Here is a 17,478-nt window from a genome sequence, read left to right as displayed (position 1 = left end):
CGTGTGCTGTCGGTTATCGCAGTGCGGCAAGCACGGCGTCGCGGACCTGGTTGCGTTGAGTGCTGTCGCTGAGGGGGCGTCCAGCACGGTCGACCACGTAGAACACGTCCACCGCCTCCGCGCCGAGAGTCTCTACGCGAGCGGCTCTCACGTCAAGACCGCAGTCGCCGAAGGCGCGCCCGATACGCCACAGAAGTCCGGGCTTGTCATGTGCCCTGACCTCGACCACGGTGGCGGTGGCGGAGGCGTCGTCCACCAGCGTCACCTTGGGCGGCGCGACCGGCACCCGGGCCGGTCGCATCGACCGCGTACGGCGGGCCAGTCTTTGCTCGATGTCAAGACGCCCGGCAAGCACCAGGCGGAGATCGGCTTCCAGGGTCGCAGGATCCGGCGGCGAGCCGTACTCGGGGATGACGGAGAACTCGATCACGGCGGTGGCGCCGGCGGAGGCGGCCGAGGCGGAGCGCACCACGAGCCGGTGCGCGGCCAGCACCCCGGCGGCGCTCCACAGCAGACCGGCCCGGTCGGGCGCGACCACCGTCACCGCGCCGCCGTTGACCCGCACCGCGCCGCCGCCGTGCCGGGCCAGCGCGGCCTGCTCGGGCGAGAGCGAGGGCGCCTTGGGCGGCGGCGAGCCGGACAGCACCGAGCGCACCCTGCGTACGAGGTCGGCGACAAGGCCGGCCTTCCAGGCGTTCCACGCGGCCGGGCCGGTGGCGTTGCCGTCGGCGACGGCCAGCGCCGCCAGCAGTTCCAGCACCTCGCGGGAGCCCACGGTGGCGGCGACCTTCTCGATCGTGACCGGATCGTCCAGGTCGCGCCGGGTGGCGGTCTCGGGCAGCAGCAGATGGTGGCGGACCACCGTGGCCAGGACGTCGACGTCCCGGGGCGGCAGGCCGATGCGGACGCCGATGTCGCGCACCACGACCTCGCCGGTCGAGGAGTGGTCGCCGGGCCAGCCCTTGCCGATGTCGTGCAGCAGCGCCGAGATCAGCAGCAGGTCGGGGCGCGAGACTTCGCGGGTGTGGCCGGCGGCGTTCGCGGCCGCCTCGATCAGGTGGCGGTCGACGGTGAAGCGGTGGATCGGGTTGCGCTGCGGACGGTGCCGCACCCGCTCCCAGTCAGGGAGGAGTCTGACAATGATCCCCGCCTGGTCCAGCTCCTCCCACACGGGCACGGCCGCGCGCCCCGCGCCGAGGATCGACACCAGGGCGTCCCGTGCCTCCTCCGGCCACGGCACGGGCATCGGCGCCGACTGAGCTGCGAGAACGGACACGGAGGCGGGAGCCAGCGGCAGGCCGGACTCGGCCGCCGCGGCGGCGGCGCGCAGCACCAGCACCGGGTCCTTGCGGGGCGAGACGCCCCTGGCGAGCACCACCTCGCCGCCGTGCTCGACCACCCCGTCGGCGAGCGGGCGGCGGCCACGGGGCGCCGGCCCTGACAGCAGCCTGTCAACCGTGCGCCAGGTCGCGTCGAACGCGTGGGAGATCGTCCGGCCCGCCTCGGCGAGCCTGCGCATGACCGCCTCGGCGTCGAGCAGGCCGAGGAGTCCGGCGACCGCGTCCTGCTCCTGCAGCACGAGCCTGTCGGTGCCGCGCGCGGTGACGACGTGGAGGGCGTGCCTGACGTCGAGGACGAACTCGTGGGCCTCACGCGCCCGGGGTCCGGGCGCGGAGGCCACCCAGGCCGCTGCCACGGCCTGCATCGCCTGGACGTCGCGGAGCCCGCCGCGGCCGTCCTTGAGGTCCGGTTCGAGGAGGAAGGCCAGCTCTCCGCTGGTCTGGGCCCGCTGGTCGGCCGCGTCGCGCAGCTCGCCCAGCCTGCGCCGGGAGTCGGCCCGCCACTCGGCGAGCACCGCCTCCCTGGCCCTCCTCGTCAGGTCCGGGTCACCCGCCACGTGCCGGGCCTGGATGAGGCCCAGCACGGCCTTGAGATCCTCGCGGGCCACCGCCACGGCCTCGTCCACGGTCCGGACGGAGTGGTCGAGGCCGATGGCGGAGTCCCAGACGGGGTACCAGATGCGGTCGGCTATCCGGCCGACGTCCGATCGGCCGTTGTGGAGCAGGACGAGGTCCAGATCGCTGCCCGGGGCGAGTTCGCCCCGCCCGAGGCTGCCGACCGCGACCAGGGAGACGTGCTCTCCGTCGCTCGCCGTGCGGAAGAGATCCTTGAGCCAGCGATCGGTGTCGGCGGTCCGCTCCTTGCGGGCCGCGGCGTACGAGCGCGCCTCATCCCTCACTGTTCCCCCTGCTCCACCCAGGCGCCGTCGTCAGAGGGCCTCCGGCCCGCGCTCGCCCGTCCGCACCCGGATCACGGTGTCGACGGGGACCGACCACACCTTGCCGTCGCCGATCTTGCCGGTCTGCGCCGCCTTGACGATGACGTCGATGACGTCCTCGGCGTCGTCCTCCTCGGTCAGGACCTCCACGCGGACCTTCGGCACCAGGTCCACCTGGTACTCGGCGCCGCGGTAGACCTCGGTGTGGCCGCGCTGGCGGCCGTAGCCGCTCGCCTCGCTGACGGTCATGCCCTTGATGCCGAACTGCTCCAGGGCGGCCTTCACGTCATCGAGCTTGAACGGCTTGATGACGGCTGTGATGAGCCTCATGCTTCCACCTTCTTGGGAGCCGGGGTGACGGGGCCGTTGGGGGAGGTCACGCCCGAGGCGTGCACGGTGCCGAGGTCGTAACCGGTCTCGGCGTGGGTGGTGACGTCGATGCCGGTGACCTCGTCCTCGACCGGGATCCGGAAGCCCATCGTCTTGTGGATGACCGTGCCGATGACCCAGGTGACCACGAACGAGTAGAGACCGACCGCGACCGGGCCGAGCACCTGCAGGCCCAGCTGGCCGAGCCCGCCGCCGTAGAAGAGGCCCAGGCCCTGCGCGTCGGTGGCCGGGTAGGCGGCCACGAAGCCGAGCGCGACCGCGCCGATCACGCCGCCGACCAGGTGCACGCCGACCACGTCGAGCGAGTCGTCGTAGTTGAGCTTGTACTTCAGGCCGACCGCGAAGGCACACACGGCGCCGGCGACGAGGCCGATGAGCGCGGCAGCCCAGGGGTCGACGAATCCACAGGCCGGGGTGATGGCGACCAGGCCGCTGACCGCGCCGGAGGCGACGCCGAGGCTGGTCGCGTGGCCGTCGCGGAGCTTCTCCACCACGATCCAGGCGCCGGCCGCGATGGCGGTGGCGAGCTGGGTGTTCATGAAGGCCAGACCGGCGATGCCGTCCACGATGAGCTCGGAGCCGGCGTTGAAGCCGAACCAGCCGAACCACAGCATGGCCGCGCCGAGCAGCACGAGCGTGAGGTTGTGCGGCCGCATCGGCTCCTTGCGCCAGCCCTGCCGCTTGCCGATGACCAGCGCCAGGGCGAGAGCCGCGGCGCCGGCGTTGATGTGCACGACGGTGCCGCCGGCGAAGTCCTCGATGCCCATCGAGTTGAGCCAGCCGCCGCCCCAGACCCAGTGGGCGACCGGGAAGTAGACGATCGTCGCCCAGACCGCCGCGAACAGCACCCAGGCGCCGAACTTCGCCCGGTCCGCGATCGCGCCGCTGATCAGCGCGACGGTGATGATGGCGAAGGTCAGCTGGAAGGCCGAGAAGACGAGGCTCGGCATGCCGGAGCCGTCGTCAGCCGTGGCCGTGTCGACGAGGCTCTGCAGACCGAGCGCGTCGAACCCGCCGACGAAGTTGTTGATCGCCGAGACGGGGTTCTCGGTGAAGGCGAGGGAGTGACCGTAGAACAGCCAGAGTACGGTGACGACGATGATCGCGGCGAACGACATCATCATCATGTTCAGGACGCTCTTGGCCCTGGTCATCCCGCCGTAGAACAGCGCGAGACCGGGGGTCATCAAGAGCACGAGCGCGGTGGCGGTGAGCATCCAGGCCGTGGTGCCGGTATCGATCTGCACGACGCGACCCTCCTTTGGTGTGACGTGATCGCCCCAGCGTGTTCGGCCTCCGTTTCGGGGCTCGACCTGGTGTGTTTCACGTTCGTGAATCTCGCCACACGGGTGTTTCGGGAGAGTTTCGGTCACCTCACGACCGGTATTCGGGAACTTTCCGGTCGCTTCCCGGCGTGTCGCGCTCAGTCCGCCGGGCGCAGCCGCACCGGGTCGCCGGTCACGATGGCGCCGGGACGCAGCACCCGCGCGTACACGCCCGCGCACGGCTCCGCTCCCAGGCCGGGGATGTCGACGCGGTTGTGCCGGGCCACCGTGCGCAGCGCGTCGGGATCGCGCGGCGACTCGCCGTGCGCCAGCGTCGGCACCGCGCAGCGCGGGGTGGGGATGACGATCTGGAGGACCAGCTCGTCGCCGATCTCCAGCTCGCGGCCCACCCAGCCGTTCTCCACGAACCCGGGCTCGTCCGTCCCGATCACCAGGTTGGGTCGGTAGCGCACGGCCTCCACCGTCCCGCGCGGGCTGAGCTCGCCGATCGCGGCCAGCGTCGACGTGGTCATCAGGTGTACGGGCGCGAAGTCGAAGAACGTGCCCGGCGGGGCGATCCCGCCCACCTGGCTGACCGTGAACGCCACGTCGGCCTCGACGCCCTTGCCCAGCACCTCCTCCGGCACCGACCGTTCCAGCTCCGCGCCGTCCGGCGGCACCTCCACCACCCGGACCTCGCGGCCCAGCAGCTCCGACAGTTCCTCGTCCCCGGGGACCGCGCTGCCGTGCAGGGCCAGCAGGCCGCGCCAGAGCCGCGGGTTCTTGGCGCTGGCGATCTTTCCCGTCGCGACGTCGAGCACGGCCCTGACCCGGTCGCCGTCCAGCCCTCGCTCGGTCACCCGTACACCGGAAACGTCCTCACCCAGCAGAGACTTCACCGGATAACGGCGGATTGTCTTCACGATCATGACCCCGAGCCTACGGTCCTCCTGCGGCCGGACAAGCGGCGAGGCCGGCCCCCGTCGGGGAACCGGCCTCGTGGAAGCCTTGTCAGGCGGCGGCGTCGGCCATGCGGCGCAGCCGCGCCAGCGCGTCGCGCTCGATCCGTCGGGCGCGGTCACGCCCGATGCCGTAACGCTCGCCCACCTCGGTGAGCGTGTGCTCGCGCCCGTCGACCAGCCCGTAACGCCAGCGCAACATGTCGCGCGTGTCGCCCTCCAGCCCGGTCAGCCACTCGTCGAGCCGCTCACGCTCCAGGATGTCGATCGCCTGCTGCTCCGGGTCGGCCCAGGTCTCGTCGGCGATCATGTCGCCCAGCTCGGTCTCGTCCTCGTCGCCCACGCCCAGCTGCAGCGAGACCGGGTCGGACGCCCAGCGGCGCAGCTCCCGTACGCGCTCGACGGGCAGCTCCAGAATCTGCGCGAGGTCCTCGTCGGTCGGCTCGGCGTCGAACTCCGCCAGCATGTCGCGGCGCACCCGCATCAGCCGGGTCATCTGCTCCCCCGCGTGCGTCGGCAGCCGCACCGGCCTGGCCTGCTCGTGGATGGCCCGCCCCACCGACTGCCTGATCCACCACGTGGCGTAGGTGGAGAACTTGTATCCACGCTTGTAGTCGAACTTCTCGACCGCCCGCACCAGCCCGAGGTTGCCCTCCTGGACCAGGTCGATGAGGGGCATCCCGCGCCCCGAGTACTTGCGGGCCACGGCCACCACCAGGCGCAGGTTGGCCTGGATGAACTCGTCCTTCGCCCGCTGGCCCGAGACCGCCAGGCGCTCCAGCTCCTCGTCCGCCGTGTCACCGATCCGCGGCTCCGACCCCCCACTGTCGAGCAGCTGTTCGGCGAAAAGACCCGCCTCGATCCGTTTGGCGAGCTCCACCTCTTCCTCCGCGGTGAGCAGCGGGACCCTGCCGATCTCAGCCAGGTAGGTCCCCAGTAGATCTCGGTCCGCGACGTGCTGCTCCTGCGCGCGACTCCCCGTAGGCCTTGCCATCCCCAGGCACCTCGTTCCGCAGCTGCGTTCTATACCCGGCCAACGTCCGAACGGAAGCAAAGATTCCCAAAAGAACTACGACCACGGGAGGGTTCTGGATGTCCTACTCAAGAAGGAGACCGCCGCGGAACACCTGGTGAACGAGGGGAACGCCGGGCCGGTAGGCGAGGTGGACGTAGGAGGGAGCGTCGAGGACGACGAGGTCGGCGCGGCTGCCCGGCCGCAGCAAGCCTACGTCCGTCCTGGCGAGTGCGCGCGCCCCGCCCGCGGTGGCCGCCCTGATCGCCTCCAGCGGCGTCATCCGCATCTCCCGCACGGCGAGCGCCACACAGAACGGCATCGACGAGGTGTACGAGGAGCCCGGGTTGCAGTCGGTGGCCAGCGCGACGCTCACCCCCGCGTCGATCAGCCTCCTGGCGTCGGGGTACGGGGAGCAGGTGGAGAACTCGGCCCCGGGCAGCAGCGTCGCGACCGTGCCCGACGAGGCGAGCGCGTCCACGTCGGCGCTGGTCAGGTGGGTGCAGTGGTCGGCCGACGCGGCGCCCAGCTCGCACGCGATCCGCACCCCAGGGCCCTCGCCGAGCTGGCCGGCGTGCACCCTGGCGCGCAGCCCCGCCTTCATGCCGGCGGTGAGGATCTCCCTGGTCTGGTCTCCGTCGAACGCGCCGCGCTCGCAGAACACGTCCACCCATCTCGCGTACGGCGCGCACGCCCGGAGCATGTCGCCGGTGACGAGCCGCACGTACGCGTCGGGATCGGCGCCGGCGGGCACCACGTGCGCGCCGAGGAACGTGGTCTCGTCGGTCAGCGTCGTGGCGATCTCCAGCGAGCGGCGCTCGTCCTCGACGGTCAGCCCGTAGCCGCTCTTGATCTCCACGGTGGTGGTGCCCTGCGCGTTCATCTCGGCCACCAGCGCGGCGGCGCGGACGGCCAGCTCGGCGTCGCTCGCGGCGCGGGTGGCGGCGACCGTGGTGCGGATGCCGCCGCCGGTGTACCTCTCGCCGGACATCCGGGCCTGGAACTCGGCCGTCCGGTCGCCCGCGAACACCAGGTGCGCGTGGCTGTCGACGAACCCGGGCACGACGCCCCGGCCCGCGATGTCCACCCGCGCGTCGGCGTCGGGGGCCTGCCCGGCCTCCCCCGTCCAGGCGACCAGGCCGTCCTCGATCACCAGGGCGGCGCCCTCGATCTCCTCACGCTCCGGGTCGCCCGTGTAGAGCAGCCCGATCCCGTCGATCAGCGTCGTGGTCACCGCAACTCCTCCATCGCCTCGGCCAGCAGCGCGCCCACGTCGCCGAGCACGTGCCTGCCCTCGTCCACGATCCGGCGGCCGCCCGAGATCACCGTGCGCACGTCGGCCGCCGTCGCCGCGAACGCCACCGCCTCCAGCCCGGACGCGCCCGCCGTCCGTACCGTGTCCATCCGTACCGTCACCAGGTCGGCCCAGGCGCCCGGCACCAGCAGCCCCGCGTCCGGGAAGCCGAGCGAGGTGTGGCCCGCGGCGGTGGCGGCGCCGAGCAGCTCGGCGGCGGACCAGTGGCCGCGCCGCTCGGTGGCGAGCCGCGCGTTCAGCTCGACGGCGCGCGCCTCCTCGAACAGGTCGATCACCGCGTGGCTGTCGGAGCCGAGCGTCATCGGCGACCCGCGGTCGAACACCTCGCGCGCCGGCCCGATCCCGTCGGCCAGCTCCCGCTCGGTCGTCGGGCACATGCACAGATGGGTGCGCGAGCTGCCGAGCAGCTCGATGTCCGCCTCCGACAGATGGGTGGCGTGTACGGCCGTCGAGCGCGGGCCCAGCGCCCCGTGCTCGTGCAGCACCCGCACGGGCGAGGCCGCGTACGCCGCCTCGCACGCGGCGTTCTCGGCCCGCTGCTCGGAGACGTGCGCGTGCAGCGGCGCGGCGTGCCGGTGGGAGAACTCCACCACCACCGGCATCTGCTCGGGCGGCACGGCGCGCACCGAGTGGATCGCCGCGCCGATCCGCACGCCCGGCGTTCCCCCGTACGCGGCGGCCAGCTCCTCCGCCCGCGCCGCCCACCCGCCGGCGTCGCCGTCGCCGAACCGCAGCTGCGTGCCCGCCAGCGCGCCGCCGGGACCGCCGGACACGTAGCAGGCGTCGATCAGCGCGATGCGCAGCCCCGCCTCGCGGGCCGCCGTGATCAGCGCGTGCCCCATCGCGTTGCGGTCCTCGTACGGGGTCCCGCCGGAACCATGGTGCAGGTAGTGGAACTCGCCCACGCAGGTGACCCCGGCCAGCGCCATCTCGGCGTACACCGCCCGCGCCAGCCTCAGGTAGGCATCGGGATCGAGCCGGTCGGCGACCTCGTACATACGGTCACGCCAGGTCCAGAAGTCACCCCGGCCCTTCTGCGTGGCGGCGCGCAGCGCCCGGTGGAAGGCGTGGGAGTGCGCGTTGGCCAGCCCGGGAATCGTCAGCCCCGCCAGACGCCGCGCCCCGCCGGGCTCCCCTCTGGTGACACCGGCGATCCTCGCCCCCTCGACCTCCACCAGCACGCCGTCGGCCACGCCTTCGGGCAGCCACGCCTGCTCACACCAGTAGATCAGCGACACAGCTCCTCCGCCACGTCATCAGCCGGACCATCCGGGAACCACCGGTGATTCAGCGGCACAACTCCTCCAGCACGTCGGCGAGCGCGATCACACCCGCCCGGCAGTCTGCCTCCTCGGCATGCTCTTCCGGCGCGTGGGACACGCCGGTGGGGTTCCGTACGAACAGCATCGCCGCCGGCACCCCCGCGGCGGCGAGGATCCCGGCATCATGCCCGGCCCCGGTCGCCAGCACCGGCACCTCCCCCGCCGCCCTCGCGACCCGCTCCCGCAACCCCCGCTCGAACTCCACAAGCGGCGTCCACGACTCCTCCCGCACCTCCACCGCACGCCTCCCACCCCGCCCGGGAGACCCCTCACCCCCTCCAGAGAGGTTCGCACCCCCTCCGGCAGGGGCTTCGCCCCCTCCAGGGAAACTCGCGCTCCCCCCGCGAAAACCCCCGCTTCCCGAGGGGTCAGCGCCACCTCCCGAAGGGACCCCTCCCCCTTCGGGGAAAGTCATGTTCGCGCGAGAACTCGCGCTCTCCCCGGGAAACCCCCCTCCTCCGGAGGGGTTCACCCCCCATCCGGGAGGGATCTCTCCCGCTCCGGGAATCTCTCCCGAGGGGCTCTCGATTCTTTCCCCGGTGGTGCCGGGTGGGGTGTCGTCGGTGAGCTGGTCGTACAGGTCTCGTACGAGGGCGCGGACGCTCTCCTCGGTGGGCCCGCGGGCGTCGAGCCAGGCGGCGACGTGGCCCGGGATGGCGTTGGCGTTGTTGGGGGTGACCAGGACCTTGCCGACGGTGGCCAGCGCCTCGTGACGGGCGGCGGCCGAGCGGGCGGACAGCACCAGGCGGGCCAGCAGGAGCATCGGGTCGTCGCGGTCCGTCAGCCGGGTGGTGCCCGCGTGGTCGGCCCGCCCGCGGAGGTCGAACCGCCACCGCCCGTGCGGCCAGATCGAGAGCCCCGCCCCGACGGGCCGGTCCAGCGCCGCCAGCGCCCTGCCCTGCTCGACGTGGAGCTCGACGAACGCCCCCACGGTGGCCAGCGTCTCCGGGTCGGGCCCGAGCCCGCGCGGGTCGCGTCCCGCCCTGGTGAGCACGTCGGCCAGGGTGTCGCCGCGGTCGTCGGTCAGCCCGAGCGCCCGCTCCGGCGCCAGCACCCCGGTGAGCAGCCGCGACCCCACGCACGGCACACCGAACCTGGCGCCCTCCTCGTCGGTGAAACACGCGACCCCGACCGGCCGCCCCGGCCGGAACCCCCGTTCGCGCAGCAGGTCGAGGGCGGCGAAGGCGGACACCACACCCAGCGGCCCGTCGTACGCCCCGCCCTGGCGGACGGAGTCGAGGTGGCTCCCGGCGACCACGCCCGGCTCCCCGGACGGGTCGCCCCACCAGGCCCACAGGTTGCCGTTGCGGTCCTCGTTCAGATCCAGCCCCCTGCGCGCCGACTCGCCGGCGAACCAGCCGCGCAGTTCGAGATCCGCGTCGGACCAGGCGTCCCGGACATAGCCGCCGGTGGCGGGGTCGCGCCCCACGTGCGCGAGTGCGTCGAGCATGAACACACTCTAGTGAATGGATCCATTCAGCTTCGCGACGCTACCCGGTGATCTTCCTCAGCGACCGCACGGACCAGGTCACGGTCAGCGCCGCCAGGCCCAGCATGATGGCGAACGCGAGCGGGATCGACACGTCGGTCAGGTTGCCCGCGAACAGCGCCCGCCCGGCCTCGACCGGATGGTAGAAGGGCGTGAACCAGGCGACCCGCTCCAGCCAGTCGGGCCCGAGCGCCATCGGCAGGAGCGCACCCGACAGCAGCATCAGCGGCAGCGCGAAGAACTGCATGATCTGCCCCATCGCGTTCTCGTCGCCGAGGCTGAGCGCCAGCCCGTACGCCACGCCCGAGGAGAACAGCCCCGTGACGGCCAGCAGGAGCAGCGTGAGCACCAGCCCGGCCGGGCCGATCCGCAGCCCCATGAGCAGCGCGATGAGGATGACCATGAACGACTGCACCACCAGCACGGCCACGTCCCGCAGCATGCGGCCGAGCACGATCGAGGGCCGCCAGGTCGGGGTGACCGCGATGCGTTCCAGCACGCCGCTGCGCATCTCGTAGATGGTCCCGTACGCGACGCCCATGGTGCCGAACAGGGCGGTGATGACGAGCATGCCGGGCGCGAACATGGTCAGCGCCTGGCCGAGGTCGCCGCCGTACGCCATGCCGGCGAAGAGCGGCGCGAACAGCAGCAGGTACATGACCGGCTGCATGATGCCGAACATCGGCCAGATCGGGTTGCGGAAGGTGTTGCGCAGTTCGTGGCCCAGGAAGAGGCCGGTGTCCCTGATCATGCTTCGGCTCCCGTGTCACGAAGGGACCGGCCCGTCTTGGCCAGGAAGACGTCGTCGAGCGTGGCCCTGTCGAGCGAGATGGACGTGAGGGCGAGCCGCTGCTCCTGCAGCTCGCTCAGCAGCTTGGGCAGCGTGTGCTCGCCGTCGTCGACGTAGACGCGCAGCACCTGGTCGTCCACCCTGGCCTCCCTGGCGAGCGGGCCGAGCACGGCGGCGGCCCGCTCCGGCTCGTCGAGGCGGAGCGTCACCACGTCGCCGGAGACCTCGCGCTTGAGCTCGGCGGGGGTGCCCTCGGCGACGACCACGCCGTGGTCGACGATCGCCAGGCGGTCGCAGAGCGCGTCGGCCTCCTCCAGGTAGTGGGTGCTGAGCAGGACGGTGGTGCCCTGCTCGCGCAGCTCCCTGATGCGGTCCCACAGGTTGGCGCGGTTCTGCGGGTCGAGACCGGTGGTCGGCTCGTCGAGGAACAGCAGCGGGGGCGTGTGGACCAGACCGAGCGCGATGGACACCCGGCGCTTCTGCCCGCCGGACAGGGTGCGGCCCGGCCGGTCGGCGATGTCGGCCAGGTCGAACCTCTTCAGCACCCGGTCGGTCGCCGCCGCGGCGTCCGCGACCCCGTACAGCCTGGCCGCGAACATCACCTGCCTGCGCGGCGAGTTCTGCTCCTCCACCCCGCCGGCCTGGCTGACGTAGCCGAGGGCGCGGCGGATCGCGGCGGGCTCCTTCAGCAGGTCGTGGCCGGCGATCGCGGCGGTGCCCGCGTCGGGCCTGATGAGGGTGGCGAGCATCCGGATCGTGGTCGTCTTGCCCGCGCCGTTGGGGCCGAGCACGCCGTAGATCTGGCCGGTCTTCACCTCCAGGTCGACGCCGCGTACGGCCTCGACGGTCCGCGTGCCCTTGCGGCCGCGCGAGGTGAAGGTCTTCTTTAAGCCTTTCGCGTCAATGATCATGCTTCTCCTAGGGAAGCTCGTCGTTCTCGACCTTGGCCAGTGCCTGCCGGCACCAGTCGAGCTGCGCCCGCAGCACGGCCGTGTTGAGCCTGAGCGTCTCGTCGATGTGGCGGGGGGCGCCGAAGCTCTGTTTCGTGCCGTACGACCGCTCGGCGCCGGCGATCGTCAGCTCCAGGAGCTCGCTCCGGCTACGGAGCGCGCTCATCAGGGTTTCCTTGTCGAGGTGGTTCATGAACGTGAGCGCAACCTGGAACGGGTCGACGATCGGCATCAGCTCATGCCAGACCGTCAGGAGCAGGCGGTGGAACTCGAACCGGCCGTCGTCGGTCATGGCGTAGACGGTGGCGCCGCCCTTGCCGGACTCGACGACCTCCAGCAGCCCTTCGTCGGCCATCTTGCCGAGCCCGTGGTAGATGGAGCCGAACTTCACGCTGGCCCAGCTGTCGGCGCCCCAGGTCTCCAGGTGCCGGCGGACTTGGTAGCCGTTGCGCGGGCCGTCTAGGAGGGTGCCGAGGATCAGAATGCGAGTCGTAGACACAGCTCAAGTTTGCACTCAAATTTGAATGACTGTCAACCGTGAAAAGCTGCTGTCCATGAGTGAACGACCCAAAGCCCTGATCACGGGCGCTTCGCGCGGCGTGGGCGCGGCCGTCGCGCGCGCTCTCGCCCCGACCCACGACGTCCTGCTCGGCGGGCGCGACGCCAAGGCGCTGGACGAGGTCGCGGCCGGGTTGCCCGGCGCACGGGCGTGGCCGGTGGAGCTGACCGAGATCACCGAGGCCGACGTGGCGGACGTCGACCGGCTCGACGTGCTCGTGCACAGCGCGGGCGTCACCCGGCTGGGCCGGGTCGGCGAGCTGCCCGTCGCGGCGTGGCGCGACACCATGGAGCTCAACCTGTTCGCGGTGGCCGAGCTGACCCGGCTGCTGCTGCCCGCGCTGCGACGGGCCGGGGGCCACGTGGTGTGCGTCAACTCCGGGTCCGGCCAGCGGGCCAACCCGGGCTGGGGGGCGTACGCGGCCAGCAAGTTCGCGCTGCGGGCCTTCGCCGACGCGCTCCGGCAGGAGGAGCCGGAGCTGCGGGTGACCACGGTCTACCCGGGCCGGATCGACACCGACATGCAGCGGAGCGTGCGCGAGCAGGAGGGCGGCGACTACCAGCCCGACCGTTACCTCACCGCGGACACCGTGGCCCGTGCGGTGCTGGCGGCGGTCACCGCCGGGCCGGACGCGCACCTGACGGAGCTGACCATCCGGCCGAGCGCGGGCCCGGTCACCTGAACCCTCTCCAGGCCCTTCCCGCGCTGTCCACGGAGGACGGCGGCCGGACGGCGGGCGACCGCTAAGGCAGTTCGCCGAGGAACGTGCCGGTCTCGTCCGTCATCCGCTCGTACTCCTCCAGCCGCGCCTGGGTGCGCAGCGGCGCCGCGTCGGCCATGGCCTCCACCAGGGCCATGGCCAGGGCCAGCGGCGCCGCGTGGGAGTCGAACACCAGCCGGTCGCCCACCGGCGCGTCGAGCACCACCTCGGCGGGGAAGCCGGGCCGGTCGCAGATCGCGGCCACCCTGTAGCCGAGCTTGCCCGCGTACTCCAGCGCGTTCATCACCTCGACCGGATAGCGCGGAAGCACCACGGCGACCAGCCACTCCGCGCCGGCACGGCGGGCGGAGTGCAGGCCGTCGATGAGCTCCGACCCGCCGTGCGTGAGCAGCCGCACGTCGGGGTGGATGCGGCGGGTGTAGTACGCGAACGTGGTCGCGAGCCCGGCCGACACCCGCAGCCCCAGCACCGGGAGCGGCTCGGCGGCGGCCAGGGACGCGCCCAGCTCCTTCAGCGGCAGCGACGGCAGCCGGTCGCGGACCGCGGTCAGGTTCCTGATCTCGCGGTCGATGGCTCCTTTGATCAGGCTCTCCTGCTGGCCCTCCGGCGGCCCGCCCAGCACCAGGGGGCGCAGCGCCTGCCGCAGCTCCGGGTATCCGGCGAAGCCGAGCACCATGGCGAACCTGGTCACGGACGGCTGGCTCACCCCCGCCCGGTCGGCCAGCTCCACGCTCGACAGGAAGATGGCCTCCTCCAGGTGCTCCGACAGGTAGTGAGCGATCCTCCTCTGCACCGGCGAGAGCCTGTGGCCGTCGAGAAGCCGGTCCAGCCCGCCGTGATATGCGCCAGTCACTCCTGCTGCAACACCGTGCGCACGGCATTCTCATCCCACATGGATCACTCAGGACTCACGCATCGGGACGCGGACCCCGCGCGCGGCCGCCACCGCGGCCGCCTCCTCGTACCCCGCGTCGACGTGGCGCATGACGCCGGTGCCCGGGTCGTTGGTGAGCACCCGGTCGAGCTTCTCCCCGGCCAGCGCGGTGCCGTCGGCGACCGTCACCTGGCCGGCGTGGATGGAGCGGCCGATGCCGACGCCGCCGCCGTGGTGGATGGACACCCAAGCCGCCCCCGAGGCCGTGTTGAGCATGGCGTTGAGCAGCGGCCAGTCGGCGATCGCGTCGGAGCCGTCGGCCATCGCCTCGGTCTCGCGGTAGGGGGAGGCGACGGAGCCGCTGTCGAGGTGGTCGCGGCCGATCACGACGGGTGCCCGCAGCTCTCCGGAGGCGACCATGTCGTTGAACCGCTCCCCCGCCACGTTGCGCTCGCCGTAGCCCAGCCAGCAGATCCGCGCGGGCAGGCCCTGGAAGTGGACCTTCTCGCCGGCCTGGCGGATCCAGCGGGCGAGCGGCTCGTTGTCGGGGAACAGCTCCAGGATCGCCTGGTCGGTGGCGGCGATGTCGGCGGGGTCGCCGCTGAGCGCCGCCCACCGGAACGGCCCCTTGCCCTCGCAGAACAACGGCCTGATGTACGCGGGCACGAACCCGGGGAAGTCGAAGGCCCGCGCGTATCCGGCCAGCTGCGCCTCGCCCCTGATGGAGTTGCCGTAGTCGAACACCTCGGCCCCCGCGTCCTGGAAGCCGACCATGGCCTCGACGTGCGCGGCCATGGACTGGCGGGCGCGCTCGGTGAAGCCCGCCGGGTCCTTGTCGCGTTCGGCGGCCATGTCGTCGAAGGCGACGCCCAGCGGCAGGTACATGAGCGGGTCGTGGGCGGAGGTCTGGTCGGTGACGATGTCGATCTCGGCGCCGCGGGCGAGCAGCGCGGGCACGGCCTCGGCGGCGTTGGCCACCACGCCGATCGACAGCGGCCGCCGCGCGTCGCGCGCCTCGTACGCCAGCCGCAGCGCCTCGTCCAGCGACTCCGCCCGCACGTCGAGGTAGCGGTGCTCGATGCGGCGGGTGACGGAGCGGGGGTCGCAGTCGAGGCAGATGGCCACGCCGCCGTTCATGGTGACGGCGAGCGGCTGCGCGCCGCCCATGCCGCCGAGCCCGGCGGTGAGCGTGACGGTGCCGGCCAGCGACCCGCCGAACCGCTTGGCCGCCACCGCCGCGAACGTCTCGTACGTGCCCTGCAGGATGCCCTGGGTGCCGATGTAGATCCAGGAACCCGCGGTCATCTGCCCGTACATGGTGAGCCCGGCAGCTTCGAGCCGCCGGAACTCCTCCCAGGTGGCCCAGCCGGGCACCAGGTTGGAGTTCGCGATCAGCACCCTGGGCGCCCACTCGTGGGTGCGGAAGACGCCGACGGGCCGCCCCGACTGCACCAGCAGCGTCTCGTCGCCCTCCAGCGTGGTGAGCGTCCTGACCAGCGCGTCGTAGGAGGCCCAGTCACGGGCCGCGCGGCCCGAGCCGCCGTAGACGACGAGCTGCTCGGGATGCTCGGCCACCTCCGGGTCCAGGTTGTTGCGGAGCATGCGGAGCGCGGCCTCCTGCGGCCACCCCTTGGCGGTGAGCGTGGTGCCTCGCGGCGCGCGCACGGTGCGGCTCATGGCGACCTCCTGAATGAACACATTCATCAACGTCACCCGAAGAGTACAACGCGCTAGCTCACGAGGAACTGGGTGGCCGCCAGCTCGCGGTAGAGCTCGTCGGCCCCCACCAGCTCGTCGTGGGTGCCGATGGCCCGCACGCCGCCGCTCTCCATGAGGACGATCCGGCCGGCGTTGGTCACCGTCGACAGCCGGTGGGCGATGACCAGCACGGTCGTCTCGGCGGCGACCTCGGCGATGACCTCGCGCAGCCGCAGCTCGTTGACCGCGTCGAGCTGCGAGGTGGCCTCGTCGAGCAGCAGCAGCCTGGGCTTGCGCAGCAGCGCCCTGGCGATGGCGACGCGTTGCCGCTCGCCGCCCGACAGCAGCACGCCCCGGTGCCCGACCGCGGTGTCGAGGCCGTCGGGCAGCCTGGCCACCAGGTCGTCCAGGCGGGTGCGGACGATCGCGCGGCGCAGCTCGTCCTCGGTGGCGTCAGGGGCGGCGAACAGCAGGTTCTCCTTGAGCGTGCCGGCCAGCACGGGCGCGTCCTGCTCGACGTAGCCGAGCGCGGCCCGCAGCTCGCCGAGCGACCAGTCGCGGATGTCCCTGCCGTCCAGCGAGATGACCCCGCCCTGGTGCTCGTAGAAGCGTTCGAGCAGGGCGAAGACGGTGGACTTGCCCGCGCCCGACGGGCCGACGAGCGCGGTGAGGCCGCCGGGCGGCACCTCGAAGCTGACCCCGTCGTGCACGATCGGCCGGTCGTCGCCGTACCGGAAGACCACGTCGTCGAAGCGCACGCCGAGCGGGCGGTCGCCGGTGCCGGCCGGCACGCCGACGGGCTCGCCGGGCAGGTCCTCGACCTCCTTGATGCGCTTCATCGCGGCCAGGCCCTGCTGGAGCTGGACCGCGCCCTCGACGAGCTGGCCGATCGGCGCCACCAGGTAGAACAGGTAGAGCAGGAAGGCGATCAGCGAGGAGACCTCCAGCGCGCCGGAGGCGACCCTGGCCCCGCCGACGCCGAGCACGCCGAGGAAGGCGATCTGCACGGCCATCCAGGTCGACACCCCGGCCAGCGAGGTCCACCCGGCCACCTGGAGGCCCCGGTCGCGGGCCCGCTCCGCGGCGCCGCCCACGACGGCGATCTCGCGTTCCTCGGCGCCGCTGGCCTTGACCGTGCGGTAGGCCTGCAGCGCCCGGTCGAGCACCGCGCCCATCTCGCCCACGGCTTCCTGGGCGTCCTTCTGCGCCCGCATGATGCGCGGCATCACCAGGCCGGTCAGCCCGCCGATCACCACCACCACGAGCAGCGTGACCAGCAGCAGCGTGCCGTCCATGGCGGCCATCAGGACGATGGCGCCGACCAGCATGAACACGGCGCTGACGGAGTCGACGACGCCGTTGGTGAGCACCGCGCGCAGCAGCGTCGTGTCGCCGGTGACGCGGGAGAGCAGGTCGCCGGGCTTGAGCCGGTCGACGTCGGCCACCCGCAGCCGCAGGATGCGGTCGACCAGGCGGCGGCGGGCGCCCAGCACGACGCTCTCGCCGGTGCGCTCCATCAGGTAGGAGCCGGCGGCCGACACCACGGCGCCGACCAGGACGGCGACGGTGAGGCCGATGAGCGGCCCGGCCATCGACCCGTTCTCGCCGAACGCGTCCACCACGTACTTGGCGAGCAGCGGCATGGCGAGGCCCGCCGCCGAGCCGATCAGGCCCAGCACCCCGCCCGCCACCAGGATCCACCGGTGCGGGCGCAAGTAGGCCAGTAAGTCCTTGATCACCAAATCTCCTTCCAGGGGCCGTTCGACCTCTCAACGAACGGCGCGCGCGTTCCGCACCCGTCAACCTAAATTGACTCCTTTGGTATGTCAACTTCGGTTGACGACTCCTCCTTGAGG

At 72.3% G+C, this 17,478-nt stretch carries 15 protein-coding genes; 1 reads left to right on the top strand and 14 read right to left on the bottom strand.

Annotated elements, in window-relative coordinates:
• Positions 1-13: 13 nt before the first annotated feature.
• The 11 genes from KME79_RS24905 to KME79_RS24855 all read right to left on the bottom strand — a co-directional run bounded on the left by KME79_RS24905 (position 14) and on the right by KME79_RS24855 (position 12,269).
• Positions 14-2,239 carry a [protein-PII] uridylyltransferase gene (locus KME79_RS24905; RefSeq protein WP_148033822.1) on the bottom strand — a complete coding sequence of 742 codons (2,226 nt, stop codon included), beginning with the start codon at positions 2,237-2,239 and terminating at the stop codon, positions 14-16.
• Positions 2,240-2,269: 30 nt separating this feature from the next.
• The gene (locus KME79_RS24900; RefSeq protein WP_148033823.1) at positions 2,270-2,608 is read right to left on the bottom strand and encodes a P-II family nitrogen regulator; all 339 of its coding nucleotides are present in this window, start codon (positions 2,606-2,608) and stop codon (positions 2,270-2,272) included.
• Positions 2,605-3,915, bottom strand: coding sequence for an ammonium transporter (locus KME79_RS24895; protein WP_148033824.1), 1,311 nt, complete (start codon positions 3,913-3,915; stop codon positions 2,605-2,607). Before KME79_RS24895 ends, KME79_RS24900 begins: the two co-directional genes overlap by 4 nt.
• A 176-nt stretch (positions 3,916-4,091) precedes the next feature.
• The gene (locus KME79_RS24890; protein ID WP_246640373.1) at positions 4,092-4,862 is read right to left on the bottom strand and encodes an MOSC domain-containing protein; all 771 of its coding nucleotides are present in this window, start codon (positions 4,860-4,862) and stop codon (positions 4,092-4,094) included.
• A gap of 82 nt (positions 4,863-4,944) precedes the next feature.
• Entirely contained in the window at positions 4,945-5,886 is a 942-nt protein-coding gene (locus KME79_RS24885; RefSeq protein WP_148033826.1) for a sigma-70 family RNA polymerase sigma factor, read from the bottom strand.
• 103 nt (positions 5,887-5,989) lie between these two features.
• The gene (gene hutI, locus KME79_RS24880; RefSeq protein WP_219546566.1) at positions 5,990-7,138 is read right to left on the bottom strand and encodes an imidazolonepropionase; all 1,149 of its coding nucleotides are present in this window, start codon (positions 7,136-7,138) and stop codon (positions 5,990-5,992) included.
• Positions 7,135-8,457 carry a formimidoylglutamate deiminase gene (locus tag KME79_RS24875; protein ID WP_219546565.1) on the bottom strand — a complete coding sequence of 441 codons (1,323 nt, stop codon included), beginning with the start codon at positions 8,455-8,457 and terminating at the stop codon, positions 7,135-7,137. The genes hutI and KME79_RS24875 overlap by 4 nt, the downstream gene beginning before the upstream one ends.
• A 49-nt stretch (positions 8,458-8,506) precedes the next feature.
• Positions 8,507-9,991: an allantoate amidohydrolase gene (locus KME79_RS24870; RefSeq protein ID WP_219546564.1), complete on the bottom strand. Its 1,485-nt coding sequence runs from the start codon at positions 9,989-9,991 to the stop codon at positions 8,507-8,509.
• A 40-nt stretch (positions 9,992-10,031) separates the two neighbouring features.
• Positions 10,032-10,781, bottom strand: coding sequence for an ABC transporter permease (locus KME79_RS24865; protein ID WP_219546563.1), 750 nt, complete (start codon positions 10,779-10,781; stop codon positions 10,032-10,034).
• Positions 10,778-11,731 carry an ATP-binding cassette domain-containing protein gene (locus KME79_RS24860; protein WP_219546562.1) on the bottom strand — a complete coding sequence of 318 codons (954 nt, stop codon included), beginning with the start codon at positions 11,729-11,731 and terminating at the stop codon, positions 10,778-10,780. The genes KME79_RS24865 and KME79_RS24860 overlap by 4 nt, the downstream gene beginning before the upstream one ends.
• A gap of 7 nt (positions 11,732-11,738) precedes the next feature.
• Entirely contained in the window at positions 11,739-12,269 is a 531-nt protein-coding gene (locus tag KME79_RS24855; RefSeq protein ID WP_219546561.1) for a PadR family transcriptional regulator, read from the bottom strand.
• 55 nt (positions 12,270-12,324) lie between these two features.
• Here KME79_RS24855 and KME79_RS24850 point away from each other — a divergent pair, with 55 nt between their 5' ends.
• Complete coding sequence (locus KME79_RS24850; RefSeq protein WP_219546560.1) at positions 12,325-13,011, top strand: SDR family oxidoreductase; 687 nt, start codon at positions 12,325-12,327, stop codon at positions 13,009-13,011.
• 61 nt (positions 13,012-13,072) lie between these two features.
• On the opposite strand, the gene KME79_RS24845 is transcribed toward KME79_RS24850, so the two are convergent.
• Genes KME79_RS24845 through KME79_RS24835 form a run of 3 tightly spaced genes read right to left on the bottom strand, consistent with a single transcriptional unit; the run spans position 13,073 to position 17,361 of the window.
• Entirely contained in the window at positions 13,073-13,903 is an 831-nt protein-coding gene (locus tag KME79_RS24845) for a MurR/RpiR family transcriptional regulator (protein ID WP_219546559.1), read from the bottom strand.
• A 48-nt stretch (positions 13,904-13,951) separates the two neighbouring features.
• Entirely contained in the window at positions 13,952-15,601 is a 1,650-nt protein-coding gene (gene hutU / locus KME79_RS24840; RefSeq protein WP_187281347.1) for a urocanate hydratase, read from the bottom strand.
• A 53-nt stretch (positions 15,602-15,654) separates the two neighbouring features.
• On the bottom strand, positions 15,655-17,361 hold the full coding sequence (locus KME79_RS24835; RefSeq protein ID WP_308249038.1) for an ABC transporter ATP-binding protein: 1,707 nt from the start codon (positions 17,359-17,361) through the stop codon (positions 15,655-15,657).
• Between the last annotated feature and the right edge of the window lie 117 nt (positions 17,362-17,478).

Source organism: Nonomuraea harbinensis, assembly GCF_019396385.1.
GTDB lineage: Bacteria > Actinomycetota > Actinomycetes > Streptosporangiales > Streptosporangiaceae > Nonomuraea > Nonomuraea ferruginea.
This window is presented reverse-complemented; position numbering and strand designations above follow the sequence as displayed.

Excerpts from the sequence above, each read along its gene's own strand:
- KME79_RS24900 (WP_148033823.1), bottom strand. The coding sequence starts at position 2,608 with ATGAGGCTCATCACAGCCGTCATCAAGCCGTTCAAGCTCGATGACGTG.
- KME79_RS24890 (WP_246640373.1), bottom strand. The coding sequence starts at position 4,862 with ATGATCGTGAAGACAATCCGCCGTTATCCGGTGAAGTCTCTGCTGGGT.
- KME79_RS24885 (WP_148033826.1), bottom strand. The coding sequence starts at position 5,886 with ATGGCAAGGCCTACGGGGAGTCGCGCGCAGGAGCAGCACGTCGCGGAC.
- KME79_RS24870 (WP_219546564.1), bottom strand. The coding sequence starts at position 9,991 with ATGCTCGACGCACTCGCGCACGTGGGGCGCGACCCCGCCACCGGCGGC.
- KME79_RS24865 (WP_219546563.1), bottom strand. The coding sequence starts at position 10,781 with ATGATCAGGGACACCGGCCTCTTCCTGGGCCACGAACTGCGCAACACC.
- KME79_RS24860 (WP_219546562.1), bottom strand. The coding sequence starts at position 11,731 with ATGATCATTGACGCGAAAGGCTTAAAGAAGACCTTCACCTCGCGCGGC.
- KME79_RS24850 (WP_219546560.1), top strand. The coding sequence starts at position 12,325 with ATGAGTGAACGACCCAAAGCCCTGATCACGGGCGCTTCGCGCGGCGTG.
- hutU (WP_187281347.1), bottom strand. The coding sequence starts at position 15,601 with ATGAGCCGCACCGTGCGCGCGCCGCGAGGCACCACGCTCACCGCCAAG.